The 25799-nt window shown below is 41.1% G+C and carries 23 protein-coding genes; 17 read left to right on the plus strand and 6 right to left on the minus strand.

Translation table 11 applies throughout. The annotated features are described in order from the left end of the window. The first annotated feature begins 21 nt into the window (after nucleotides 1-21). The 3 genes from odhB (at nucleotide 22) to sucD (ending at nucleotide 3413) form a co-directional block, all read left to right on the plus strand. Nucleotides 22-1227, plus strand: a complete 1206-nt coding sequence (gene odhB / locus C9J42_RS01310; RefSeq protein WP_107205581.1) for a 2-oxoglutarate dehydrogenase complex dihydrolipoyllysine-residue succinyltransferase — start codon at nucleotides 22-24, stop codon at nucleotides 1225-1227. A gap of 147 nt (nucleotides 1228-1374) precedes the next feature. After that, entirely contained in the window at nucleotides 1375-2541 is a 1167-nt protein-coding gene (gene sucC / locus C9J42_RS01315) for an ADP-forming succinate--CoA ligase subunit beta (RefSeq protein ID WP_005370549.1), read from the plus strand. Beyond that, the gene (sucD, locus tag C9J42_RS01320) at nucleotides 2541-3413 is read left to right on the plus strand and encodes a succinate--CoA ligase subunit alpha (RefSeq protein ID WP_005370551.1); all 873 of its coding nucleotides are present in this window, start codon (nucleotides 2541-2543) and stop codon (nucleotides 3411-3413) included. Before sucC ends, sucD begins: the two co-directional genes overlap by 1 nt. Nucleotides 3414-3484: 71 nt before the next feature. Here sucD and C9J42_RS01325 read toward each other — a convergent pair whose 3' ends face one another. The 3 genes from C9J42_RS01325 to znuC form a co-directional block, all read right to left on the minus strand. Next, nucleotides 3485-5542 (minus strand): PhoX family phosphatase, encoded by a 2058-nt coding sequence (locus C9J42_RS01325; protein WP_107287070.1) that lies wholly within the window; start codon nucleotides 5540-5542, stop codon nucleotides 3485-3487. 140 nt (nucleotides 5543-5682) lie between these two features. Continuing rightward, a complete protein-coding gene (znuB, locus tag C9J42_RS01330) occupies nucleotides 5683-6468 on the minus strand; it encodes a zinc ABC transporter permease subunit ZnuB (RefSeq protein ID WP_105060634.1) in 786 nt (261 codons plus the stop codon). Continuing rightward, nucleotides 6465-7229, minus strand: coding sequence for a zinc ABC transporter ATP-binding protein ZnuC (gene znuC, locus C9J42_RS01335; RefSeq protein WP_107292075.1), 765 nt, complete (start codon nucleotides 7227-7229; stop codon nucleotides 6465-6467). The genes znuB and znuC overlap by 4 nt, the downstream gene beginning before the upstream one ends. Before the next feature lie 168 nt (nucleotides 7230-7397). Between znuC and znuA the strand changes: the two genes are divergently transcribed. The 5 genes from znuA to C9J42_RS01360 all read left to right on the plus strand — a co-directional run bounded on the left by znuA (nucleotide 7398) and on the right by C9J42_RS01360 (nucleotide 12800). Further along, entirely contained in the window at nucleotides 7398-8393 is a 996-nt protein-coding gene (gene znuA / locus C9J42_RS01340) for a zinc ABC transporter substrate-binding protein ZnuA (protein WP_107301595.1), read from the plus strand. A gap of 3 nt (nucleotides 8394-8396) precedes the next feature. Beyond that, nucleotides 8397-9758, plus strand: a complete 1362-nt coding sequence (mepM, locus tag C9J42_RS01345; protein WP_107205585.1) for a murein DD-endopeptidase MepM — start codon at nucleotides 8397-8399, stop codon at nucleotides 9756-9758. A gap of 290 nt (nucleotides 9759-10048) precedes the next feature. Continuing rightward, the gene (locus C9J42_RS01350) at nucleotides 10049-10276 is read left to right on the plus strand and encodes a FeoA family protein (protein ID WP_105060630.1); all 228 of its coding nucleotides are present in this window, start codon (nucleotides 10049-10051) and stop codon (nucleotides 10274-10276) included. Further along, nucleotides 10276-12561 carry a Fe(2+) transporter permease subunit FeoB gene (feoB, locus tag C9J42_RS01355; protein WP_107205586.1) on the plus strand — a complete coding sequence of 762 codons (2286 nt, stop codon included), beginning with the start codon at nucleotides 10276-10278 and terminating at the stop codon, nucleotides 12559-12561. Before C9J42_RS01350 ends, feoB begins: the two co-directional genes overlap by 1 nt. Continuing rightward, nucleotides 12558-12800: a FeoC-like transcriptional regulator gene (locus tag C9J42_RS01360; protein WP_107245581.1), complete on the plus strand. Its 243-nt coding sequence runs from the start codon at nucleotides 12558-12560 to the stop codon at nucleotides 12798-12800. Before feoB ends, C9J42_RS01360 begins: the two co-directional genes overlap by 4 nt. Before the next feature lie 48 nt (nucleotides 12801-12848). Here the strand turns inward: C9J42_RS01360 and C9J42_RS01365 are convergent, their stop codons facing one another. Further along, on the minus strand, nucleotides 12849-13283 hold the full coding sequence (locus tag C9J42_RS01365; protein ID WP_107205588.1) for an HIT domain-containing protein: 435 nt from the start codon (nucleotides 13281-13283) through the stop codon (nucleotides 12849-12851). 141 nt (nucleotides 13284-13424) lie between these two features. On the opposite strand from C9J42_RS01365, the gene C9J42_RS01370 reads away from it, so the two are divergent. Then, entirely contained in the window at nucleotides 13425-14030 is a 606-nt protein-coding gene (locus tag C9J42_RS01370) for a DUF924 family protein (protein WP_107205589.1), read from the plus strand. A 135-nt stretch (nucleotides 14031-14165) separates the two neighbouring features. Here C9J42_RS01370 and argS read toward each other — a convergent pair whose 3' ends face one another. Beyond that, the gene (argS, locus tag C9J42_RS01375) at nucleotides 14166-15896 is read right to left on the minus strand and encodes an arginine--tRNA ligase (RefSeq protein WP_105060625.1); all 1731 of its coding nucleotides are present in this window, start codon (nucleotides 15894-15896) and stop codon (nucleotides 14166-14168) included. Between the two features lie 417 nt (nucleotides 15897-16313). Between argS and C9J42_RS01380 the strand changes: the two genes are divergently transcribed. Further along, complete coding sequence (locus C9J42_RS01380) at nucleotides 16314-16898, plus strand: VOC family protein (protein ID WP_107301596.1); 585 nt, start codon at nucleotides 16314-16316, stop codon at nucleotides 16896-16898. Nucleotides 16899-16979: 81 nt separating this feature from the next. On the opposite strand, the gene purU is transcribed toward C9J42_RS01380, so the two are convergent. Continuing rightward, a complete protein-coding gene (gene purU / locus C9J42_RS01385) occupies nucleotides 16980-17813 on the minus strand; it encodes a formyltetrahydrofolate deformylase (protein ID WP_105060623.1) in 834 nt (277 codons plus the stop codon). Between the two features lie 227 nt (nucleotides 17814-18040). Between purU and C9J42_RS01390 the strand changes: the two genes are divergently transcribed. The 7 genes from C9J42_RS01390 (at nucleotide 18041) to rnd (ending at nucleotide 25781) form a co-directional block, all read left to right on the plus strand. Next, on the plus strand, nucleotides 18041-19996 hold the full coding sequence (locus C9J42_RS01390) for an ATP-dependent DNA helicase (RefSeq protein ID WP_107259399.1): 1956 nt from the start codon (nucleotides 18041-18043) through the stop codon (nucleotides 19994-19996). Then, on the plus strand, nucleotides 19997-20698 hold the full coding sequence (gene tsaB / locus C9J42_RS01395; protein ID WP_107205592.1) for a tRNA (adenosine(37)-N6)-threonylcarbamoyltransferase complex dimerization subunit type 1 TsaB: 702 nt from the start codon (nucleotides 19997-19999) through the stop codon (nucleotides 20696-20698). 75 nt (nucleotides 20699-20773) lie between these two features. After that, nucleotides 20774-21067, plus strand: a complete 294-nt coding sequence (locus C9J42_RS01400) for a hypothetical protein (protein WP_107301597.1) — start codon at nucleotides 20774-20776, stop codon at nucleotides 21065-21067. Nucleotides 21068-21184: 117 nt separating this feature from the next. Next, nucleotides 21185-21751 (plus strand): Slp family lipoprotein, encoded by a 567-nt coding sequence (locus C9J42_RS01405; protein ID WP_107292072.1) that lies wholly within the window; start codon nucleotides 21185-21187, stop codon nucleotides 21749-21751. Between the two features lie 3 nt (nucleotides 21752-21754). Beyond that, nucleotides 21755-22633 carry an alpha/beta fold hydrolase gene (locus tag C9J42_RS01410; protein ID WP_107287064.1) on the plus strand — a complete coding sequence of 293 codons (879 nt, stop codon included), beginning with the start codon at nucleotides 21755-21757 and terminating at the stop codon, nucleotides 22631-22633. Between the two features lie 174 nt (nucleotides 22634-22807). After that, nucleotides 22808-24490, plus strand: a complete 1683-nt coding sequence (gene fadD, locus C9J42_RS01415) for a long-chain-fatty-acid--CoA ligase FadD (protein ID WP_105060617.1) — start codon at nucleotides 22808-22810, stop codon at nucleotides 24488-24490. Between the two features lie 163 nt (nucleotides 24491-24653). After that, nucleotides 24654-25781 (plus strand): ribonuclease D, encoded by a 1128-nt coding sequence (gene rnd, locus C9J42_RS01420; RefSeq protein ID WP_107205596.1) that lies wholly within the window; start codon nucleotides 24654-24656, stop codon nucleotides 25779-25781. Nucleotides 25782-25799: the final 18 nt, after the last annotated feature.

Consider the following 25799-nt stretch of genomic DNA (forward strand, 5'->3'; position numbering starts at 1 on the left):
AACAAAAAGGACAAAACCGATATGACAATCGAAATTCTGGTTCCCGACCTCCCGGAATCTGTGGCTGACGCAACCGTTGCCACTTGGCACAAACAACCTGGCGATGCCGTATCTCGTGATGAGGTATTGGTTGATATTGAAACAGATAAAGTAGTACTTGAAGTTCCAGCTCCTGAAGATGGCGTGTTAGAAGCTATTTTTGAAGGTGAAGGTACGACTGTTCTTACTAAACAGTTGATTGGTAAAATCAAAGTTGGCGCAGTTGCTGGTGAACCAACAAAAGATGTACCAACAGAAGCTGAAGCGTCACCGAATAAGCGTAACACCGCCTCTTTAACAGAAGAAACAAGTGAAGCATTAAGCCCAGCCGTTCGTCGTTTGTTAAGTGAGCATGGTATTGATGCAGGTGCTGTTAAAGGCTCTGGTGTTGGTGGTCGCATTACTCGAGAAGATGTAGAAGCATACTTAAAGAATCAATCAGCATCAGCTGTGACAAAAGCACCTGTTGTTGATACGCCACTAGCGCACCGCAGCGAAAAACGTGTGCCTATGACACGTTTACGTAAGCGTGTAGCTGAGCGCCTGCTTGAAGCTAAAAATAGTACGGCGATGTTAACAACGTTTAACGAAGTGAACATGAAACCAATCATGGATCTTCGTAAGCAATACAAAGATATCTTCGAAGAGCGTCATGGTATTCGTCTTGGCTTTATGTCTTTCTATGTAAAAGCTGTGGTTGAAGCACTAAAGCGTTACCCAGAAGTAAATGCATCTATTGATGGTGATGATATTGTTTATCACAACTTCTTTGATGTAAGCATTGCAGTATCAACACCTCGTGGTCTGGTAACTCCTGTTCTACGTGATTGCGATAAGCTAAGCCTTGCTGAAATTGAGAAGGGTATTCGTGAACTTGCAATTAAAGGTCGTGACGGCAAGTTAACCGTTGAAGATTTAACAGGTGGTAACTTTACGATCACTAATGGTGGTGTGTTTGGCTCATTGATGTCGACGCCGATCATTAATCCACCACAAGCTGCGATTTTAGGTATGCATAAAATCCAAGATCGCCCTATGGCGGTGAATGGACAAGTTGAAATCTTGCCTATGATGTACCTTGCGTTATCTTACGATCACCGTTTAGTTGATGGTCGTGAATCAGTGGGTTACTTAGTAACGATTAAAGAGTTACTTGAAGATCCAACGCGTCTACTACTAGACGTATAATTTGGTAAATAGGCTGGATAAATGCTCATTATTCAGCCTGTTAATGACAGTTAGTCAAATTGCCAAATCTAATCACGAAGAGGTTCCCAAGAGTACCTCGTATGGATATAACAAGTCCCAAAGGGATAAGAAAACGGATAGAACATCATGAATTTGCACGAATATCAGGCAAAACAGCTATTCGCTGAATATGGTTTACCTGTACCAGAAGGTTACGCTTGCGATACGCCACAACAGGCGGCAGAAGCGGCAGGTAAAATTGGTGGTAGTAAGTGGGTAGTTAAATGTCAGGTTCACGCTGGTGGTCGCGGTAAAGCGGGCGGTGTGGAATTACATGAAACCAAAGATGGTATTAAACAGTTTGCTCAAAACTGGCTAGGTAAAAATCTAGTAACTTACCAAACAGATGCTAATGGTCAGCCAGTAACCAAAATATTAGTTGAAGAAGCATCTAATATTGCCAATGAGTTGTACTTAGGTGCAGTGGTTGATCGTGGCTCTCGCCGTATCGTTTTCATGGCGTCAACTGAAGGTGGTGTGGAAATTGAAAAAGTAGCAGAAGAGACACCTGAACTTATTCATAAAGCAGCAATTGATCCATTGGTTGGGCCTCAGCCATACCAAGGACGTGAGCTTGCATTCAAACTGGGTCTTAAAGGCGATCAGATTAAACAATTTACTAAGATCTTTATGGGCTTAGCAAATATGTTCGCTGAATATGACCTTGCATTGCTTGAAATTAACCCACTAGTTATCACGGGTGATAATAACCTATTGTGCCTAGACGGTAAGATTAATATCGATTCTAACGCAATGTATCGCCAGCCTAAACTCCGTGAAATGCATGATCCATCGCAAGAAGATGAGCGTGAAGCACATGCTGCACAGTGGGAATTAAATTACGTTGCACTCGACGGAAACATTGGCTGTATGGTTAATGGTGCAGGCCTTGCAATGGGTACGATGGATATCGTTAACCTGCACGGTGGACAGCCGGCTAACTTCCTTGATGTAGGTGGCGGTGCAACCAAAGAGCGTGTTACTGAAGCATTTAAAATTATCCTCTCTGATAGCAACGTAAAAGCCGTATTGGTTAATATCTTCGGTGGTATTGTACGTTGTGATTTGATTGCTGATGGCATCATCGGCGCTATTGCAGAAGTTGGCGTTAAAGTACCAGTTGTTGTTCGCCTTGAAGGTAACAACGCAGAAGTAGGTGCAGCGAAACTTGCAGATAGTGGTCTTAATATTATTGCTGCGACTTCGTTAACAGAAGCGGCGGAAAAAGTTGTTGCTGCAGCGGAGGGTAAATAATGTCAGTTTTAATTAATAAAGATACCAAAGTAATTTGTCAGGGCTTTACTGGCGGACAAGGTACATTCCACTCAGAGCAAGCGATTGAGTACGGAACACAAATGGTGGGTGGTGTTTCTCCAGGTAAAGGCGGAACAACACACCTAGGTCTACCTGTATTTAATACGGTACGTGAAGCAGTTGAAGTGACTGGTGCAACAGCGACAGTTATCTATGTACCCGCGCCGTTTTGTAAAGATGCAATCTTAGAAGCAATTGATGCTGGCATCGAGCTTATCGTAACGATTACAGAAGGCATTCCAACACTGGATATGCTAGATGTTAAAGTTCGCCTTGATGAAGCTGGCGTTCGTATGATTGGTCCTAACTGTCCGGGTGTTATTACACCAGATGAGTGTAAGATTGGTATCATGCCGGGTCATATCCATAAGGCTGGTAAAGTAGGTATCGTATCGCGTTCAGGTACATTGACTTACGAAGCGGTTAAGCAAACAACAGATGAAGGCTTTGGTCAATCTACATGTGTAGGTATCGGTGGTGATCCAATCCCAGGTTCAAACTTCATTGATATCCTTGAAATGTTTGAAAAAGATCCAGCGACAGAAGCGATTGTAATGATTGGTGAAATCGGTGGTACTGCTGAAGAAGAAGCAGCAGCTTACATTAAAGAGAACGTGACAAAACCTGTTGTTTCTTACATTGCGGGTGTTACCGCACCTCCTGGTAAGCGTATGGGTCACGCAGGTGCTATTATTTCTGGCGGTAAAGGTACGGCTGAAGATAAATTTGCTGCACTTGAAGAAGCTGGCGTTAAGACAGTAAAAAGTTTAGCAGATATCGGTAAAGCGTTACGTGAAGTAACTAACTGGTAATCTCTACCTACCCATTGAAAATGAAAGCCCTGCATTTGCAGGGCTTTTTTATTGATTAGTAATACAGAGCGTTAAACACCAATCTCACCACCATCTTCACGGCGAATAACGACCGTTGATGAACGTGGTCGAACTTCTGTACCGCTAGGTGCTGCTTCGGCGGCATTATCACTATATGGCCAATTGCCCGGATGTTGAATATTAACAAACAGAGATTTGTAGTCAGGGCTAATGGTGAAACCTGTGACCTCACAACCATTTGGACCAACAAAGAAGCGTTTTAGCTCTGCCTGATTTGAGCTAGCAATAACTGTTTGACTATCATCTTCATTCAGTAACTGAGATGGCACTACCGCAAGCATTTGATCATTGGTGTACTCTTCAACTTCATCAGCACCATTATCGGTTTGAATCCACATAATACCTCGTTGATCAAACGCTAATCCATCAGGGCTAGCAAACTGATTTAGATCTGTTAAACCTGAGCGGTTTGTCTCTTCATCACCATTACTTGGTGAGCCAAAAACGAAAATATCCCAGTTAAACTCTGTTGGATTTTCACCTTCATCCCAGCGAATGATATGACCAAATTTATTATTTAGGCGAGGGTTGGCAGGGTTAGTGCTGTCTTTACGTTTAGTGTTATTGGTTAGGGTGAGGTAAACAGAACCCGTAAATGGATCCACTGCTGCCCATTCAGGACGATCCATTGGTGTTGCTCCAACTAAATCAGCGGCACCTGCAGTATTAATGATGATCTCAGCCAATGAGTTAAAGTGTGAAGCCAGTGTATCACCTGAAGTTGTGAGGCTATCAAGGGTTAACGGCAGCCAAGTTCCGGTACTGTCTTCATTAAATCGAGCAACATATAGTGTGCCTTCATCCATATACTTATCACCGGTTAATAAGCGGTTTGAAGGTGAAGCATCAGCGGGATCCCATAATGCTGCTGACTCAAATTTGTATAGGTACTCAAAGCGTGAGTCATGGCCTGAATAAAACACAACAGGCTTACCTTCTTCTAGTTTGCCAAAGGTACAGCCTTCGTGGCGGAAACGCCCTAACGCGGTACGTTTTTTAGCTCGAGAGTTTTTTGTATATGGATCAATTTCAACAATGTAGCCATGACCATTGGCTTCATTTCGATAATCGTCAAGTGATGAAGTACCTGTCGGTGCCAAATTAAAACGAGCAAATTCATCAAGACGTTCTTCATTATGGCCTGCTAACGTTTCCCACTTATAGCGACCTTGTAAATACTTACCTGTGCCCGAAATACCAATACGATCTTGCTCTTTAGTGCGTGTACCAGTATTAGTAAAATAGCCCGGCCAGTTTTCTTCACAGGTGAGGTAAGTTCCCCACGGAGTATAGCCGTTACCACAGTTGTTGAGTGTTCCCCGTGCTTGACTACCGTCAGGTGAGAAGCGAGTGACGGTTAACTCAGAATGTGCGAGAGGGCCGGATAAATCCATTACAGTTGCACCGGTGTAGCGACGGTTAAGTGGGTCGCTGTCGATTAACTTCCATTGGTTATTTTCAAGTTGGATACGAACAACAGAAATACCATGAGCGTTTATCTCTTTGCGGATTTCGTCTATATCAGTACGTACTTCTTTTGCTCTTTCGGCATCTTTGTCCCAGTTTGAGTGCAGTGCTTGCTGATCAATGTACTCGTGGTTAATACAAAGTAATCCATCAGTAGATTGTTCGTTTAATGGGAAAAAGTGCATACCGTCATGGTGCATACCTAATGCATTTAACTGATCAGTACTGTTATTTGTACCATCATTTTTCCATGCATTTGCAGTCGCATTTAATGGTGTACCCCAAGGGACTAATACTTGTGCGGTGTAACCAGAAGGAATAGAAACGGCATCAGTTAACGAACCAGGGATAGAATCGAAATTTAAAACAGCTTGAGAACGATCTGCTACCTTAGCCGTTGCTTCAGTTGAACCTGAAGAGTTACAACCAGCAAGACCTAATGCACCAAGAGCTGACATTGCACTCATACCTAAGCCACCCTTGAGGATGCTTCGGCGTTGCAAGTTAGCTTGAAGTACATCTTCAAATGCTTTGTTATTACTGGTGTTATAGCGGGTAGGATCGAACGTTTCCTTACTCATTGCTTTGCTTTCCTGTGTTTATTATTTATTTAATAAGTTGAACAGGAAAGATAGTAAGAATGGGTAGTGACAGAATTTGTCTATTATTGTGACATTTATATTTAATAATATTGTCAGCTACCCAAGTAATGAAGATAAGGTTAACGCGCAGTGCGTTTTAGTTGGCTAAGCATAAACATTGCAGCGGCAGATACAACAACAGAAGGGCCTGCTGGCGTGTCGTAATGCCATGACATTGCAAGACCAAGAACCACAGCTATCGCGCCAATAATTGACGCAAATACTGCCATTGATTCTGGACTGTGTGAAAAACGTCGAGCGGTCGCGGCAGGAATGATAAGTAATGATGTAATGATCAATGCCCCAACAAATTTCATCGCAACAGCGATTACCATACCCACCATTAACATCAGTAATAGGCGCATTAAATCGACATTCACGCCTTCTACTTGAGCCATTTCTTCACTAATAGTCATCGAAAGTAGTGGTCGCCATAGATAAATCAATAAAGCTAAAACGACAGCACCACCGCAATATATCCATAATAGATCGTTAGTGGTTACAGCCAATAAATCACCAAATAGATATGACATTAAATCGATACGAACATTGTCGAGGAAGCTCACTGCAACCAGACCTAGCGATAAAGCGCTATGGGCTAAGATACCCAGTAAAGTATCTGTGGCTACATAACGTTGTTTTTGTAGCGTAACAAGTACAACGGCAAGCACTAAACAACAGATAACTAACGCCAGATTTAAGTTGATATTAAAAAGAAAACCTAGCGCAATACCGAGTAGAGAGGCATGAGATAATGTATCGCCGAAATAAGCCATTTTTCGCCAAACAACAAATGAGCCCAGTGGACCGGCGAGTATTGCAATACCAATACCAGCGATCAAGGCCGGCAGAAGAAACTCAATCATGCTTTTGATTCCTCATGGTTATTACAGCATTTATGAGTTTTATTTGAATCGTCATGCTGGTGGTTATGTTTATGTTCATAGACAGCAAGCTGCTCTGTCGATGTTTGGCCGAATAATGCAATGTATTTAGGGTGGCTCGTCACAGTTAGTGGACTACCAGAGCAACAGATGTGATGTTGCAAACAAATCACATTATCAGTTTTCGCCATTACAAGGTGTAAGTCGTGAGAAACCATCAAGATGGCACAGTTAAGTAAATCACGTAATTGTTGGATCAGGCGATAAAGTTCTAATTGGCCGTTTACATCAACCCCCTGTACTGGCTCATCAAGTACTAGTAAATCGGGTTTTTGCAATAAGGCGCGCGCAAGTAAGACACGTTGCATCTCACCGCCAGATAGCCCATGCATATCACTGTTAAGTAGGTGGCTACCATTAACCATGTTTAAAGCTTCGATACGTTGTTCTTGATTATAACGTCCAGCAAGACGCATAAAACGATCGACAGAAAGAGGCAGGGTATTATTTAGGCGTAGCTTTTGAGGTACATAACCAATACGAATTCCTTTTTTACGAACCACTTTTCCTTTTGTGGCTTTGCTCAGTCCTGTTATGACTTTTACTAAGGTTGATTTACCTGCACCATTAGGACCGATTAAGGTGGTAATTTCACCGCGTTCAAGCTTAAGCGTAATATTATCCAAAACATCACGTTCACCAAATGAGACAGTGACTGATTGTAGTTCGATTAGGGTTGACATAAAGGAAGTTGTCTTAATAGGCTTTAGAAATAAAAGGTAATGTTATAATATAACATTACTGATGTGTTATATTGTAACATTATCATGTTCGTTAGGGAATATATTGCTCATCATATAAATAATTAGCAGTATAAAAGTGCAACACTTATTTTTTAGGATAATAAAATAATGCAGCGTATATCATCATTGTTTTGTGCAGCAGCTCTGGCTTTATCAGGTTCAGCAATGGCAGATGACTTTAAAGTTGTTACAACCATTAAACCATTAAACCTGATTGTTAGTGAGTTAGTTCAAGGTGCAGCAACGTCAGATGCAATCTTACCACCAGGAGCTTCTCCACATGATTATGCATTACGTCCATCAGATGTAAAAAAATTGAATGATGCAGATCTGGTAATTTGGGTTGGGCCTCAACTAGAAACTTTTTTAACAAAACTTATGGCTACAAACCCAAATAGCTTCGCTTTGACAAAACAAGCTGGTATCGATTTTCTAAATTATGGTGCTAAACCGAGTGATGACCATGCCGGTCACGACGATCACGATGACCATGGCGATCATGCCGGCCACGATGATCACAATGACCATGGCGATCATGAAGGTCACGATGCTCATGATGACCATGGTGATCATGCAGGTCATCACCACTCTGGGCTTAATCCGCATTTCTGGATGGGACCAAAACAGACAATTGAAGCCGCAAATGTGATCACGGAAGCATTGATTAAACATGATCCATTGCATAAAACTGTTTATCTCGATAATCTTTCAACGTTTACCACTGAAGTTAATCAAGCTGTAAGTGAACTTAATGCGGAATTAAAACCTGTTTCAAATAATGGCTATTTTGTTTTTCATGATGGCTATGGGTATTTCGAACATCAGTTTGGTCTGAATAACTTAGGGCACTTTACTGTTGAGCCTGATCGTAAGCCTGGTGCTAAAACTCTAATCGCAATTCGTGAATCATTAAAAGATAAGCAAGCTTATTGTGTATTCAGTGAGCCGCAGTTTTCACCAGCAGTTGTTGATAGTGTAACTAAAGGCACAGGGGTAAACATAGGAACCCTTGATCCAATGGCGACAAATGTCGAAGTGGGCAAGGGAGGATACGTCCGTTTTATTAAGGAACTCGGACAGAGCTTTACCAAGTGTTTAAAATAGAAAATGAAATTATATCAAGCGGCAGCAACTTCTATTAAAGAGCTGCCGCGTCAGCACAAAATTGCGTTAGTTTCCACCTCTGTGCTTATGATGGCTGCCATAATGTGGCAGCCATCAAAACCACAAGTAACTTTTCCATCATCAAGCGTAAATAAGCGTATTGATGTCACATTGCCATCTAAATTAGATTTATTATCTGAACAAGATAGTGAGCCATTAGGTGTGTCTCTTGATCAAAATGATCCTGAATTCCAAGCACCAAAAGATGAAATAGAGCAACAACTTGATGATGCTAAAGTTGAAGTTGAGCATAAACATCGAGTGGCATCGGGTGAAACGTTAGGGATTATCTTTTCACAGTATGGTTTGCCTATTTCAGATATGTACCGCTTAATTGATGCAAATAAGTCAGTACAGAATTTGCGTGTTGGACAAACACTTGAGTGGGAAGTCAATGATGATGGGAAATTAACAGAACTTAAAATTATCCGCAGTAAAAAAGAGACGGATGCCTTTACACTATCGAAAAAAGGTTATGTATATAAAAAGATAGTTAAAAAAGGTGAGATGAAACCCGTTACTATCATCGGACGTGTAAATGGCAGTTTTTATAATTCAGCTCGAGCAGCAGGCCTAACACCGACTCAGATCCAAACATTAGTAAAAGCCTTACAATGGAAATTTAACCTTGGACGCGAAGCGCATAAAGGGGATCGTTTTGCTGTAGGTATTGATCGAGAATTTATTGATGGTAAGGCGGTGGGTAAAGGTGAGGTTAATGCTTTTTACTACAAATCAGCGAATGGTAAGGATTCAACCTTTATTATTAGAGGTGATGATGATCAGTTCTATGATAGTAGTGGACACAGTTTAAACCGAGCATTTAGACGTATTCCCACATCGAAACGTTATCGTATCAGCTCATCTTTTAATCCAAATCGTCTCCACCCTGTCACTGGACGCCGATCACCACATAATGGTACCGATTTTGCGGTTCCGATTGGTACATCTGTTTTGGCTGCTGGTGATGGCGTCGTTGTAAAATCACGTTACCACCCATTAGCAGGTAACTATATTGTCGTTAAGCATGGCCGAGAATATATGACACGTTATTTACACCTAAGTAAACGTGAGGTGAAGGTGGGCGATAAAGTGAAAATGGGACAACGTATTGCTAAAAGTGGTAATACTGGGCGCTCAACAGGCCCACACTTACATTTTGAGTTGATAAAAAATGGTCGTCCTGTTGACGCAATGAAAGTATCTTTGCCACAAGCCGATCCACTCTATGGTAAAGAACGCAAAAATTTAATGAAACAAGTTAGCTTTTATAAGGATAAGTTTAACGATGTAATATCGAGCTAAGTTGTTTAATCGTAAAAAAGCGCACATATTGTGCGCTTTTTTTATGGTTTTTATCACTGAATTTAACTAATCAAAGACGTTTTTTAAATTAACCCAACACTTATCACTTATATCTATAGAGAATTAAGTATTTGTATTTCTGTTCCTTTTTGGTGATTCCATGTCGTTTTTAAGCAATGTAATGGCAAAAAAAAAAATGTTTTTTTGATTTATGACAAGACATGAAATGTATCAATATGTAAAATTCAAACCAGAAATGCTAATAATTCTTATTAAGGTAACGATTTACTATGAAGTTGTCAGAGATGTCATGCGGAAACTGTGGGACCGTCATTAATATGTCTGCGTTACCCTCAGCGACGCGAAAAAAGTTGATGGTTATGGGGTTACTACCTCGTACAGAAATTACCGTTGTTCGTGTGGCGCCGTTAGGTGATCCGCTTCAAGTTCGTGTACGTGGTGTTGATATCGCTTTACGTAAGCAAATTGCAGAAAACATCGAGGTTGAGGCACTGTAATGCAATATAATATTCTTACTGTTGGTAACCCGAACAGTGGTAAAACAACGTTGTTTAATGGCTTAACTGGCGCTAAGCAGCAAGTCGGTAACTGGGCTGGTGTAACGGTTGAGAAAAAAACAGGTCGCTACCAACACAATGGTGATGATTTTTCGCTGACAGATCTACCTGGTATTTATAACCTTGATAGTGCAAACGATGCGAATAGCCTTGATGAAGCAATCGCGTCACGTGCAATTTTAACAACGCCTGCTGACGTGATAATCAACGTTGTTGATGCATCGAGCTTGGAGCGTAGTTTATACATGACGCTACAGCTGCGTGAGCTAGGCCGCCCGATGGTGGTTGTGCTTAACAAGATGGATGTATTGAAGCGCCAGCGTCAGGTATTGGATATTAAAGCGTTAGAAAAAGCATTAGGGTGTCCTGTATTAGCGTTATCTGCTAATAATATGGAGCGTATTGCTGAATTTAAAACCAAGTTACACAAGATGTTAACACAAGGTGTTGTCGTTAACGAGTTTGAGCTTGATTATGGTCAAGATTTCGAGCGAGCAGTGAGTCAATTAGCACCGTTATTCAAACATAACGATAAGCTAAATGCTCGTGCACAAGGTATCCGTGTATTAGAAAACGATACTTTAGTGATCAACACGCTATCTGATGAAGATAAAACAACAGCATGTGGTTTACGTGCAGATTTATTAAGTACGGTTGATCCTGATATTCAAGTCGCTGATGTGCGTTACACCTTCTTGCATCAGCTGTGTCAAAAAGTCCGTCGTCAAGAAGGCCGTTTAAGTAACAGCCTAACGGATAAAATAGATCGTGTATTACTGAACCGCTTTTTTGGTATCCCATTTTTCTTCTTAGTAATGTACGTGATGTTTATGTTTGCGATAAACATTGGTAGTGCATTTATCGATTTCTTTGATATTAGCTTTGGCGCACTATTAGTCGATGGTGGTCATCATCTTTTAGATGATCACTTGCCAGTATGGTTAGTAACAATTATTGCGAACGGCATCGGTGGTGGTATTCAAACGGTTGCAACCTTTATTCCAGTGATTGCGTGTTTGTACCTGTTCCTTGCGGTATTAGAAAGCTCGGGCTATATGGCACGCGCCGCATTTGTTCTTGATAAAGTGATGCAAAAAGTAGGTTTACCGGGTAAAGCATTTGTTCCTCTAGTGCTTGGCTTTGGTTGTAATGTACCTGCGATCATGGCAACTCGTACTCTTGAACAAGAACGTGAGCGTAAACTCGCAGCCGCAATGGCACCCTTTATGTCATGTGGCGCGCGTTTACCGGTATATGCACTGTTTGCAGCAGCTTTTTTCCCTGAAAATGGTCAGAACGTGGTATTTGCACTGTACCTATTAGGTATTGTGGCAGCTGTGATGACGGGGCTTATTTTACGTTCAACGCTTTATCCTGGCTCTAGTGATAGCTTTATCATGGAAATGCCAAACTACGAATTACCAACTATTCGCAATGTGGTGATAAAAACATGGCAAAAGCTAAAGCGCTTTGTATTTGGTGCGGGTAAAACCATCGTTGTCGTTGTGGCAGTATTAAGCTTCTTTAACTCATTAGGTACTGATGGTTCATTCGGTAACGAAGATACGTCTAAATCTGTACTTTCAAAAGCCGCACAAGTTGTAACGCCAGTATTAGAACCTATTGGTGTGAAAGCCGATAACTGGCCTGCAACCGTCGGTATCATTACGGGTATTTTCGCAAAAGAAGCCGTTGTGGGTACGCTAAACAGCTTATATGCACCAGCAACAGATGATAGCAATGAAGAATACAACCTTGTTGCTAGCTTAAAAGAAGCAGTTGAATCAGTTGGTGATAACCTAGCAGCATTAAGCTTTAGTGATCCACTGGGTATCGAAGTGGGTGATTTAGAAAACAAACAAGCCGTTGCTGAAGAGCAGGGTGTTAACGAATCTGTATACGGTAACATTCAAGCGCACTTCGTAAGTGGTGCAGCTGCAATGGCGTACTTGATTTTCATTCTGTTGTACACACCATGTGCGGCTGCAATGGGTGCTTACGTACGTGAGTTTGGTCAGAAGTTTGCTCTGTTTATTGCAGGTTGGACGATGTTAATGGCTTACTCGTTTGCCACTTGGTTCTACCAAATTGCTCACTTTGTTGATCATCCTGTAACGAGTGCATTCTGGATTAGCTTCTTCGTATTGATTAATGGCGGTATCTTCTTGTTATTGAAACGAGAAGGAAAAAAACAAACTAACCTTGAAGGCTTGTTAGTAGAATGATCCTACAGCAGTTAAAACAATATATTGAACAGCATGGACGTGTCAGTCGCAAGCAACTCTCTGATCACTTCGGAATGTCGGAAGACGGGGTTGAAGCAATGCTTGATGTATGGATACGTAAGGGTTCGATTGGAAAAGAATTGGTTGGCTGTGAAAGTTCAGACTGCTGCCAACCTGCGAAAGAGATTTGGTATCGTTGTTTATCCGTTAACGAATTATCGATAACGGTAATGCGATAGAAGGTAGTAAAATCAAAAGGCAGCTTAATTAAGCTGCCTTTTTTAATGCTAATGAGAGATAGCTGTAAAGCCTTTAACCTGACTTAACTCTTCGCGCAGCTCATCAGCCAGTGCTGCTTGTAGCGCTTCACTGCGTTGAGTACCATCTGTATTCCCCCAAATTGGTCCAGGCCATGCTATGTCATGACTAAAGCGTGCAATGTGGTGTAAATGAAGTTGTGGTACAAGGTTACCTAATGCACCAACGTTAATCTTTTCTGCTTGATAGTCGTTTTCTAATAATGTGGCTACGGCACTTGATTCACGCATTAGTTGGTATTGGTCTTGTTCAGGTAGGTGGTGGATCTCACGTAACTCGTCAATACGAGGGACTAAGATAATCCATGGTCCCAGCGCTTCTTTAGATAATAAAACACGAGAAAGCGGAAAATCACCGAGTACAGTGGTATCAGATTGTAGGCGAGGATGAAGAGTGAAACGCATGTAATTATTCCTTCACAGTACATTATGGCTCACAAGCCAGAGCATTATTTATCATAGTATGCCTAATTTAAAACGATTGGTATTATCCTTAACGTATTCTCTAACATTTGGTTAAGAGTTCTAATTATTGTGAGGCAACTTATGGCAAGCGAATATCAGTTTATACTCGATTATTGGTTTGGCGAGTTAGAGGGTGAAGTAACCAAAGAAAATAAACATGCGCTTTGGTTTCTAGGTGGTGAAGAAATTGATGCTTACATTAAAACCCATTTTCAATCTTGGGTGAGTAAGGCTGGCAAAGGGGAGTTAAATCACTGGTGTGAAACGGCCCAAGGTCGCTTGGCCCTGATAATTTTACTCGATCAATTTAGCCGCAACATCTACCGTGGATTAAGTGCGGCATTTCGTTATGACTCATTAGCCTTAGCATTGTGTAAACGTGGTTTAGCATTGAATCAAGATGTAGATTTATCGCCAATTGAACGCGTATTTTTCTATTTACCTTTAGAACATGCAGAAGATTTGGAAGATCAAGAAGAGAGTGTGTTTCGCTTTCAACACTTAAGAGAATCAACTTCCTTGAATAATCGTGAACTATTTGATGGCTTTTATAATTATGCGAGAAGCCATTATGATGTGATTAAGCAATTTGGACGTTTTCCATATCGTAATGCGGTGCTGGGGCGACTTTCTACGCAAGGTGAATTGATGTGGTTGAACCAAGGTGGTCAGCGATTTGGTCAATAAAGGGATCTAACTATTGAATCTTTGGTTATGTTTTTATTTACAGAGCCTAATTTATAAACATATTTCAGAGTGCGATAAACAGAAAATAAAAAGCCTTCCAAATGGAAGGCTTTTTAATATTAAGAGGGATGTAGATTACATACGCTCTAGTGTTTCGATACCAAGTAGGTCTAGACCTTGCTTGATAGTTTTTGATGTTAGCAATGCAAGCTTCAAGCGGCTTTGCTTAACATCTTCTTCAGCATTAAGAATTGGACATGCTTCGTAGAAGCTAGAGAACATACCTGCAAGTTCGAATAGGTAAGTACACATTAAGTGTGGTTGACCTTCACGTGCTACAGATTGTACCGCTTCTTCAAATTGAAGAAGTTTAGATAGCAGTACTTGCTCTTTTTCGTCAGTGATAACGATTGGGTGAGTAAGATCTGCAAGCTCAACATTCGCGCGCTTAAAGATAGATGCTACACGTGTGTATGCGTACTGCATGTATGGTGCAGTGTTACCTTCGAATGCTAGCATGTTGTCCCAGTCGAAGATGTAATCTGTCGTACGGTGCTTAGAAAGATCAGAGTACTTAACCGCAGCCATTGCAACAGTTTGTGCAATGTTTGCTTTTTCTTCAGCACTTAGTTCTGGGTTCTTTTCTTCAATTAGCTTGTTAGCACGCTCAACAGCTTCATCCAGAAGATCAGCAAGACGAACAGTACCGCCAGCACGAGTCTTAAATGGACGACCATCTTTCCCTAGCATCATACCAAATGCGTGGTGCTCAAGAGATACACTCTCTGGCACATAACCCGCTTTACGTACGATTTCCCAAGCCATCATTAGGTGTTGGTGCTGACGTGAGTCGATGAAGTAAAGTACGCGATCAGCATGAAGTTGCTCGTAACGGTATTTAGCACAAGCGATATCAGTGGTTGTGTATAGGTAACCGCCATCACGCTTCTGGATGATCACACCCATAGGCTCGCCGTCTTTGTTTTTGTATTCGTCTAGGTAAACAACAATTGCGCCATCACTTTCTACAGCTAGACCTTTTTCTTTAAGATCTGCAACAACGCCAGGTAGCATGTCGTTGTACATAGATTCGCCCATTACGTTGTCATCAGTCAGTGACACGCTTAGACGATCGTAGTTGCGTTGATTTTGCTTAAGTGTAATAGCAACAAGTTGCTTCCATTTCTCAAGGCAGTACTCATCACCGCTTTGTAGACGAACAACAAAGTTACGTGCTGTTTTACCGAATTCTTCGTCTTCATCATAAAGTACTTTAGATTCACGGTAGAAACCTTCAAGATCGCTGATGTCCATAGAAACATCAGTACCTTCTTGCTCTTTACGCTGCATGTTAGCGATAAGCATACCGAATTGTGTACCCCAGTCACCAAGGTGGTTAGCTCGGATAACATTGTGGCCTAAAAATTCAAGAGTACGTACAACTGCATCACCGATGATAGTTGAACGTAAGTGACCTACGTGCATTTCTTTTGCAACGTTTGGTGCAGAGTAGTCAACAACAATGTTTTGTGCTGTTTCAGTATTAACGGCTAGACGCTCATCTTTTAGTGCTTCTTCACCACGCTCAGCTAACCATGCTTTGTTTAAGAAAATGTTAATAAAGCCTGGGCCGGCAATTTCAACTTTCTCAGCAATACCATCTAGTTCTAAGCAGTCGATAACTTTTTGTGCGAATTCGCGTGGATTAGTACCTAGCTTCTTTGCTACGCCCATAACACCGTTCGCTTGGTAATCACCAAACTGCGCTTTAGCTGATTGGCGAACTGCGGCAGGGCTGCCTGCAGGTGCGCCAGCGGCTTCTAAAGCCTGAGATACTTTATCATTAATAAGTGCTTGAATGTTCACACGCTGATCCTTAAATCATTTGTAACGCCAATTACTAATAAGAGGCAAAAATGTCTACGTATTACAAGATCACCGTCAAAAATAATCACGAAATAAAACAAAATGATAACATAAATAAATCAAGTGTTTAACGTGAGTATTTTTGACGGGGTCGCGAATATCTAAATATGCACCGAAGTCTTGAATACGCAGTAGGTATTGTCCTAATAATACCCACAGATGGAGGTACTTTGGCAACCGGAAAAACCTATTGTTTACGTTTTTTTTTAACTTTTTTTGTTATGAGTAAATAATGTGTAACACGCTATTGTATTGAAAAGAGAGTGCGTTAAATTCATGTTTCATTAAATCACGAAAAATGGATAATTATTCACTTCGTCTCATTATAGTAATAGCTGTCAATAATAGGATAAATTTATGCACAAGCTTGAACAATATAATCTTCATCCAACGCAGATGCTTGCGCAGTTACCGGAGTTTATGAAAGCGATTAATGCATTGATTGATGATTTAGGGATTTCACTGGCTGATTACCAAGCCGATCACATTGCATTACGTGTCAATGATCAAGATGTGGCGCAACAGTTACATCAAGCCTGGCTGAGTTATGGCCAAGAATGGTCTAACAATATGATCAATGGTCGTCCCATTGTGATCATTGGGTTTGAACAGTCATTAGCCGTAGATGGATGGACAATCGAAGCGTTAGAGTTGCCTTATCCGAGTGATAAAGTTTATCTGAAGCAAGGGTGGGAGCATATTGAGTTTGTGGTGCCATCCAGTGCACAAACGATTGAAGAATTAAAAGCAGATTTACTAGAACAATTACCACAATTAGATTGGGATGGGTTAGATGCGAAGGGGATCAAAGTAAAAGCCAGTTCACCATCCGGTGAAGATGAGCGTTTAGCTAATCCTACTTTTGCGTTTAAACGTGATGGGGTATGTATTAAATTACACGGACACTCGTTAAAAGCAGTATTAGAAAGTGAACAAGCCTAGTTGCTGTAAATACGAATAATAAAAAGCGTAGTAATCCCCAAAGATTACTACGCTCGCTTGGTCAATATTGTCTTTTTCTGATTATAAAATAACCGTCCGGTTACCATAGACAAAAATACGATCGTCTACCGCAAGGCCTAATGCTTTACTGAGCACAGATTTTTCTACATCACGACCAGACTTTGCCATTTCAACTGCACTGAAACTATGATCAACAGGGATGACGTTTTGGGTTATGATTGGCCCTTCATCAAGATCGTTAGTTACAAAGTGTGCGGTTGCACCAATGATTTTTACACCACGTTCAAATGCTTGTTGGTAAGGCTTAGCGCCAATAAATGCAGGTAAGAAACTGTGATGAATATTAATGATTTTATTAGGGAATTGTGCAACAAAATTAGGCGTTAAAATACGCATATATTTCGCCAGTACCACGTAATTTGGTTGATACTGTTGTACCGCTTCTAATAGTTTTTGCTCGTGCTCTTCACGGCTTAATCCTTCATGGCAAACATGATGGAATGGAATATCAAATTTTTCCGTTAGCCCTTGTAGGGTGTCGTAATTACCGACAACCGCAGCAATGTCGATATCTAATGATCCATCGAAGGCTTTAACTAGAATATCACCTAGACAGTGCGCTTCTTTTGTCACCATGATGACGATTTTTTTGCGATCAGAACTGATTAAACGGCGTTTGCTGCCTTTGGGTAAAGCATGATCAATATCTGCGAGGAAGGTTGTATCATTAAAATAGCCTTCAAGCTCAGTACGCATGAAAAATTGATTATGGGTGTTATCAACATATTCCTTATTGTTGATAATATTTAGTTGGTGCTTATGACAAATGTTGGTTATTTTGGCGATTAGTCCCATTTCATCTGGGCATTCCGTGAGGAGTGTTTTCTTTTCCATGTCGTTTCCTGACTGCGATTCACGCATATAATACATTGCGTGTTACAAAGATCTTAATTAACTATTACCTAGATTTAACCTTATGGTCAAAGTATTTATTTGTTAGGTGATGTTATTAATAAGAAAGTGATGTCGTTAATTTTTGTAATCGATGGATAGAAGACTAGTCGAGTAGTTGGATAATTGGCATAATGAATACTGTATATATAACCAATAGTGCGAAGTAAATGATAACGAAGTTTTTTGCCTCTGGTGGCGCATTAGATAAAGCCATCCCTGGTTTTCAGGCTCGCCAACCTCAAATTGATATGGCGAATGCTGTGGCTGATGCGATCAAGAGTGAATCTCAGCTGGTGGTTGAAGCGGGAACGGGGACAGGTAAAACCTTTGCTTATGTGATCCCCGCTTTGCTTAGTGGTAAGAAAACTATTATCAGTACAGGCTCTAAAAACCTTCAAGAGCAATTATTTCACCGTGATTTGCCATTAATGGCTGATGCTATTGGCTTTACGGGGCGTGTCGCGTTATTAAAAGGGCGCTCAAATTATCTATGTATTGATCGCCTAAATCGCCAAGTGATAGAAAGCCATGATGTGGAATCTGATCCTACGTTATTAACACAGTTGGTTAAAATTCGACAATGGTCTTCATCATCGAAAAGCGGCGATTTTGGTGAATGTGAAGATGTTGCAGAAGATAGCCCAGTCATTCCATTGATTACTTCGACCAATGATAACTGTTTAGGCCGTGAATGCCCCTCGTATGATGATTGTTTTGTCGTTAAAGCACGTCGCAAAGCAATGGAAGCTGATGTAGTTGTTGTTAATCACCATTTATTCTTGGCAGATTTAGCCATTAAAGAAACCGGCTTTGGTGAATTAATTCCTGAAGCTGAAGTATTTATCTTTGATGAAGCCCACCAAATGCCTGATATTGCCAGTCAGTACTTTGGCCAGAGCCTAACCAGTCGCCAATTAATTGAACTCGCGAAAGATATTGATATTGGTTATCGCACAGAAGCGCGTGATATGCGCCAACTGCAAAAAACGGCAGACAGGTTACAGCAAGCTGCGTTTGAAATGCGGATTATTTTAGGTGATCCCGGGTTTCGAGGAAATTGGCGAGAAGCATCACAAACCCCTGCTGTTCAACGGGAATTGACTCGACTGTCAGATGCATTAGATCTTACCTACGATGTACTTAAGCTGGCGTTAGGTCGAAGCCAGTTACTAGATACTGCCTTTGAACGTGCAGCAACGCTAAAAGCCAAACTAAAACGAGTATCAGATACTGCAATTACAGGCTATTCCTATTGGTATGAATGTACACCGCGCCAGTTTAGTTTAAATATCACGCCGCTCTCTGTTGCGGATAAATTTAAAGAGCAAATGGCTGAGCAAAAAGGGGCATGGATCTTCACTTCAGCAACCTTAGCCGTTGATGAGAACTTCACCCACTTTAGTCATCGCTTAGGGTTAGAGCCAAAGCAACAATTCTCGCTTGAAAGTCCGTTTGATTACAACGAGCAGGCGTTATTATGTGTACCTCGCCATTTACCTGAGCCTAATAGTTATGGTCTCGCTAACAAATTGGTTGATATGTTAGCGCCTGTGATTGAAGCGAATAATGGTCGTTGTTTTTTCTTGTGTACTTCTCATCAAATGGTACGCGATCTTGCAGAAGGGTTTCGTGAGAAGCTGAGCTTACCCGTGTTAGCGCAAGGTGAAACAACGAAACAAAAGCTACTTAATGAGTATTTGGCTCATGGTAATGCATTATTAGTGGCAACGGGGGCGTTCTGGGAAGGGATTGATGTTAGAGGGCAAGCCCTTAGCTGTGTTATCATTGATAAATTACCGTTTACAGCACCAGATGATCCATTATTAAAAGCACGTATTGAAGATTGTCGTATGCGTGGTGGTGATCCTTTTGCCGATGTCCAAGTACCTGATGCGGTGATCACCTTAAAGCAGGGGGTTGGGCGTTTGATCCGTGATACTAAAGACAAAGGCGCATTGATCATTTGTGATAACCGATTAGTAACAAGGCATTATGGCGCTGTATTTTTACGAAGTTTACCACCGATCCCTCGTACACGTAGTGTTGAAGGGGTTAGTGACTTTTTGTCTACTATTAATAACAATAACGTTATTGAAGATGACAACCAACATTCAGAGGCTTGAATGAGCACCAAAATTTTGGCAGTTGATACTGCAACTGAAAATTGTTCTGTTGCCCTATTAATGGGTGACGAAGTTATCTCTCGTTGTGAATATGCACCACGTGAGCACACAACAAAAATTTTGCCTATGGTAGATACAGTTCTGGCTGAAGCTGGTATCAAGCTAAACCAACTCGATGCATTGGCTTACGGCCAAGGCCCTGGTAGCTTTACTGGTGTTCGTATCGGCATTGGTATTGCGCAAGGTTTAGCGTTTGGTGCCGATTTACCTATGGTGGGCGTGTCAACATTAGCTGCAATGGCGCAAGGTACTTACCGTGTCCATCAAGCTGACAATGTATTATCTGCTATTGATGCTCGTATGGGCGAAATCTATTGGGGTCAGTATCAGCGTAAAATAGATGGTGACTGGCAAATTATCGGTGCAGAGCAGGTGATTGTACCTGATGCTTTAGTTGAATCTGTTCAGACCGAAACGGGTATTTGGTTAACAGCGGGTACAGCGTGGGAAGTGTATGCTGATACTCTAGCTAAGTTACCTTTTGAAATGCAGCAGGGCTCGGTGTTATATCCTGATTCACAAGACATGGTTCACCTAGCGAAGTTTGCTTTTGCTCGTGGTGAAAGTGTTAGCGCAGAAGTGGCTAGTCCTGTGTATTTACGTGATACTGTGACATGGAAAAAACTGCCAGGTCGCGAATAATTAAATAAAGAGTAGTGGCGGGTGCTGCTACTTTTTCTTTATCCTAATTTTTTAAATGGATGATGAGAGGAGATTATGGTTACTATCAATCATGGTGTTATATCATTACCATCAAAACCATTTAGTTCAACCTCACAGACCTCTAGTACGAAAGCGAGCACTTCAAGTGATACGGTTTCATCAACGTCTGTTTTATCATCGTTATCGAAAACACAACACGCAGAGTGGGCGAGTCAAGAATATCGTCAATTACAGTATGATCGCCCTGATGGTAAACATCAGAAAGCATTATCTATGTATATGGATGTCATGCTGCATGATAGAAAAGAACAACTTTCCGATCTGATCGGTATCAATATGGTTGTTTAAACCAACGAATACTTTCCTTATTATTCTCATCGTTATCACGTTAATTTAACGTGTCCGTAGACTATGCCTAAATAATTACTTTTGCTGTAATATTGAACAGTTATGTTGAGGTTTTATATGTTTCGCACGCTATTTCTTGGGCTGATATTAATCTTTATGGTAGGCTGCGCCAGTGTTCCAGCCAGCTTGCAGACCAAAACGAAAAATCCTATCACGGATTTACGCGTTATCACCGAGCATCCTACTGTAATGCAACATCAGGAAGTAAGGTTAGGTGGCATTATTGCTTCAATTAAAAATGAAGCAAAGCAAACACGCGTTGAAATAGTCGCATTGCCGTTAACCTCTGACGGTAGACCAATATTGAACAGTAAACCCCAAGGTAGATTTATTGCGAATGTACCTGGCTTTCTTGATCCTATCGAGTATGCCAAAGGACGTTTACTGACAGTTGTCGGGCAATATACTGAAATGCAAAAAGGTAAAGTTGGAGAGTACGATTATACTTTTCCTGTGGTAAATGCTTCAGGTGAGCAAATTTGGCAAGTACAGCAGCAAATTCAAATGGAAACACCAATGCGATTTAATCGTTGTATTGGCATTAACTGTGGATTTTGGGGCGATGATTACTTTATGCCACCGTTTGGCATTCAAGGGCGCGTGGTTGATAGAGTGATAATGTAAGTCATGGAAGTAACAACATTTAAGCTGGCTGAATTAGAATTAGCGGGACTGACCAATTTCTCATTATCGTCGCCGTTAGAGAATAACAAACCCGTGTTGTTATTTATTCATGGTTGGCAAGATAATGCTGCGACGTTTTCATCACTTTGGTCACGACTAGAGGACGATTTTAATCTTGTTGCCATTGATTTGCCTGGACATGGTTTATCACAATCTCGAAGTGGGGATAACTATTATCACTTTTTCGATTATATTGATGATTTACACCAAGTCATTACACAGCTCCCCACCACTCGCGTGTGTCTTGTTGGCCACTCATTAGGGGCGATTATTGCCAGTTGTTATAGCGCAGCTTATCCTCAATCAATAGATAAGTTGGTATTAATTGAAGGCTTATCGCCATTAGTGGAAGAGGCCGAACAAACGGTTGAGCGGTTAAAGTGTGGGATTAAAAGTCGACAGCAATACCGTAAAAGTAGTGAACGTCGTAAAGCAAGAGCAATGAGCTCTTTTACTGAAGCTTTACAATTACGTGCCAACGTTAATGATTTACCCATGGCATGTTTAGAGCCTGTTGTGAAGCGGGCAACGGTTAAGCGTAATGGGCTGTGGTACTGGCGACATGACCATCGCCTGCGTTGTGAATCACTCTACCGGATGACACAACAACAAGCACAAGCAATTATGTCGTCAATAGAAGCACCCATTTATTCGATTGTCGGAAGTCATGGATTTCCTCAACTGCGTGATGATCCGCAGGATAAATACAAGCTTCAACAGTTTTCACAGGTAGTGATTGACGGGGGGCATCATTGCCATTTAGAACAGCCAGATACAGTATCGAATTGTATTAGGGCTTTTATTTCCCTCGAGAGAGATTAATCTTCGCTTTTCAATGAGTAGCTTCAAAGTTTCTACTCAGTTAATTTGGCAAGATGTTAATTATAAGTTAAGTATACTGTACTTGAATGTAAACGCATGTTTGATTTATACGTACAGTATTTACCTGTATTCCTGTATAGGTATTAAAGCAGTCTAATAATAAGGAGAATGCGAGTGGATAAGGTTTGGCTTAGCCGCTATCCGAATGATGTACCGGCAGAAATTAATCCGGATGCATATTCATCATTAGTTGATATGTTTGAACAATCAGTACGTAAATATGCTGATCAAACTGCTTTCATTAACATGGGACAAGTTATGACCTTCCGTAAATTGGAAGAGCGTAGCCGTGCCTTTGCAGCTTACCTTCAAAATGAATTGAAGCTACAAAAAGGTGACCGTGTTGCTGTAATGATGCCAAACTTACTGCAATATCCTATCGCGCTATTCGGTATTTTACGTGCAGGTTGTGTTGTGGTTAACGTCAACCCGTTATACACCCCACGTGAGTTAGAGCACCAATTAAATGACTCTGGTGCAAAAGCCATTGTTATCGTGTCTAACTTTGCTCATACCCTTGAAGCTGTTGTTAAAAATACAGGTGTTAAAAATGTAATTTTAACCAGCCTTGGCGACCAATTGTCTCGTCCAAAAGGTACTTTGGTTAACTTTGTTGTTAAGTACATTAAGAAAATGGTGCCTAAGTACCATTTGCCGCATGCGACTTCAATGCGTATCGCACTGCGTAAAGGCCGTCGTATGCAGTATGTTAAGCCATTTATTACTGGCGATGACATGGCATTTCTTCAATATACAGGTGGTACAACAGGCGTCGCTAAGGGTGCAATATTAACGCATCATAATATGGTGTCTAATGTCATGCAGGCGAAAGGTGCATATGGTCCTGTGCTAACAGAGGGGCGTGAGCTCATTGTTACCGCTTTACCGCTTTATCATGTATTTGCATTGACAGTAAACTGCTTATTATTAATGGAAATGGGCGGTCAGAACTTACTGATCACGAATCCACGTGATATTCCCACTTTTGTCAAAGAGCTTCAACGTTATCAATTTACAGCAATTACAGGTGTGAACACCTTATTTAATGCGCTGATCAACAATGAAGATTTCCAAGAGCTCGATTTTAGTAATCTACGTCTTTCTGTTGGCGGCGGTATGGCGGTGCAACGTGCTGTTGCTGAAAAGTGGCAGAAAATCACCGGTAATTACTTATTAGAAGGGTACGGTTTAACCGAGTGTTCACCACTGGTTGCAGCATACCCTTATGATTTGACGCAATATAACGGTTCAATTGGCCTGCCTGTCCCTTCAACTGAAGTGCGTATGGTTGATGATGAAGGTAATATTGTGGGTATCGACGAAGTCGGTGAATTACAAGTTCGTGGTCCTCAAGTCATGAAAGGTTACTGGCAGCGTCCTGAAGCCACTAAAGAAGTATTAACAGAAGATGGTTGGCTATCGACGGGTGATATCGTTAAATTTGATGATGAAGGCTTTTTGCATATTGTCGATCGTAAGAAAGATATGATCTTAGTGTCAGGTTTTAACGTTTATCCTAATGAAATCGAAGATGTTGTAGCGCTACATGACAAAGTGCTTGAAGTCGCAGCGATCGGCCAGGCTCATGAAGTGTCTGGAGAAGTGGTTAAGATATGTGTGGTGAAACGCGATCAGAGCCTCACAAAAGATGAATTGATAGCGCATTGTCGTCAACATTTAACAGGTTATAAGATACCTAAAATTGTTGAATTTATGGATGACTTGCCAAAAACCAATGTAGGTAAGATTCTACGTCGCGTATTGCGTGAAGAGTCTGATAAAAAAGCACAACAATAAGTGTTTGCGATAATAAATATGTAAAAAAGCCCATCAGTTTTTGCTGAAAAGTGTTATTACATACTATTGCGCGATATTATAGATGCCGACATTACGTCGGCATTTTTCTTAATATAATTTACAAAAAGGTTAATGATTTAGCCCCGCACCGAAAAGGTATCATGTGAACTTCGAGATAATTACAACAACCGAGCAATTACAACAGCGTTGTGACTCAGCCAGAACGCACACTGCCGTTATGCTTGATACGGAATTTGTCCGTACTCGTACGCTATACCCGCGTTTAGGTTTGATTCAATTATTCGATGGTGAGCAGTTATCGTTAATTGATCCATTAGAAGTGGAAGACATGGAGCCATTGTGGGCATTGTTACGTGATCAATCGGTGATGAAAGTGCTTCACGCCTGTGGTGAAGATCTAGAAGTATTTCAGCATCATGCCGGTTGTTTACCAACACCAATGTTTGATACTCAGTTAATGGCAGCTTTCCTTGGACAAGGTATTTCAACGGGCTTTGGTGCATTAGTGAAAGAATACGTTGGTGTTGAGCTTGATAAAGGCGAAGCGCGTACCAATTGGCTTGCACGTCCATTAACGGCAAAACAACTCGATTATGCCGCTGCCGATGTTTATTACTTAAAACCGTTGTTTGAAAGTTTATTAGCTAAGGTTGAAGAACGGGGCTATATGGAAGCATTACAGCAAGAATGCCTATCTGTAATACACCGCCGTATTAAGCCCGTTGATCCAGAAAAAGCGTATCTTGATATTAAAAACGCATGGCAGTTAAACCCACAGCAACTTGCTGTTTTGCAAAAAGTTGCAGCTTGGCGAGTACGTGAAGCGCAGAAACGGGATATCGCATTAAACTTCATTGTCAAAGAATTACATTTATGGAAATTAGCGCGTTTTAATATTAAATCACGATCTGAGCTTGAGAAAGCAGATTTTGAGCCAATGGAGATCCAACGTCACGGTAACCGTTTATTGAAAATGGTGCATGATTGCGATCGTATTGCAGCGCAAGATTATCCCGCGAAAATAGAGCGTTTGGTTGATTTCCCACATTATAAGCAGATGGTAAAATCCATCAAAGACGTAGTAACAGATGTTGAAAAAGAGACCGGTTTAGCGCCTGAGTTCTTAGCTTCTAAAAAGCAGATCCACCAAGTATTATCTTGGGCATGGAAGTATCAGCGTCAAGATGAAAAACGTCCTGAAATGTTGAAAAACTGGCGTCGTGATTTATTTGAGCAACGTGTATTAAAGTTATTAGACGAAAAAGCCTAATTGATTACTACGTCCTAA

Source organism: Photobacterium sp. GB-56, assembly GCF_003026105.1.
Classification (GTDB): domain Bacteria; phylum Pseudomonadota; class Gammaproteobacteria; order Enterobacterales; family Vibrionaceae; genus Photobacterium.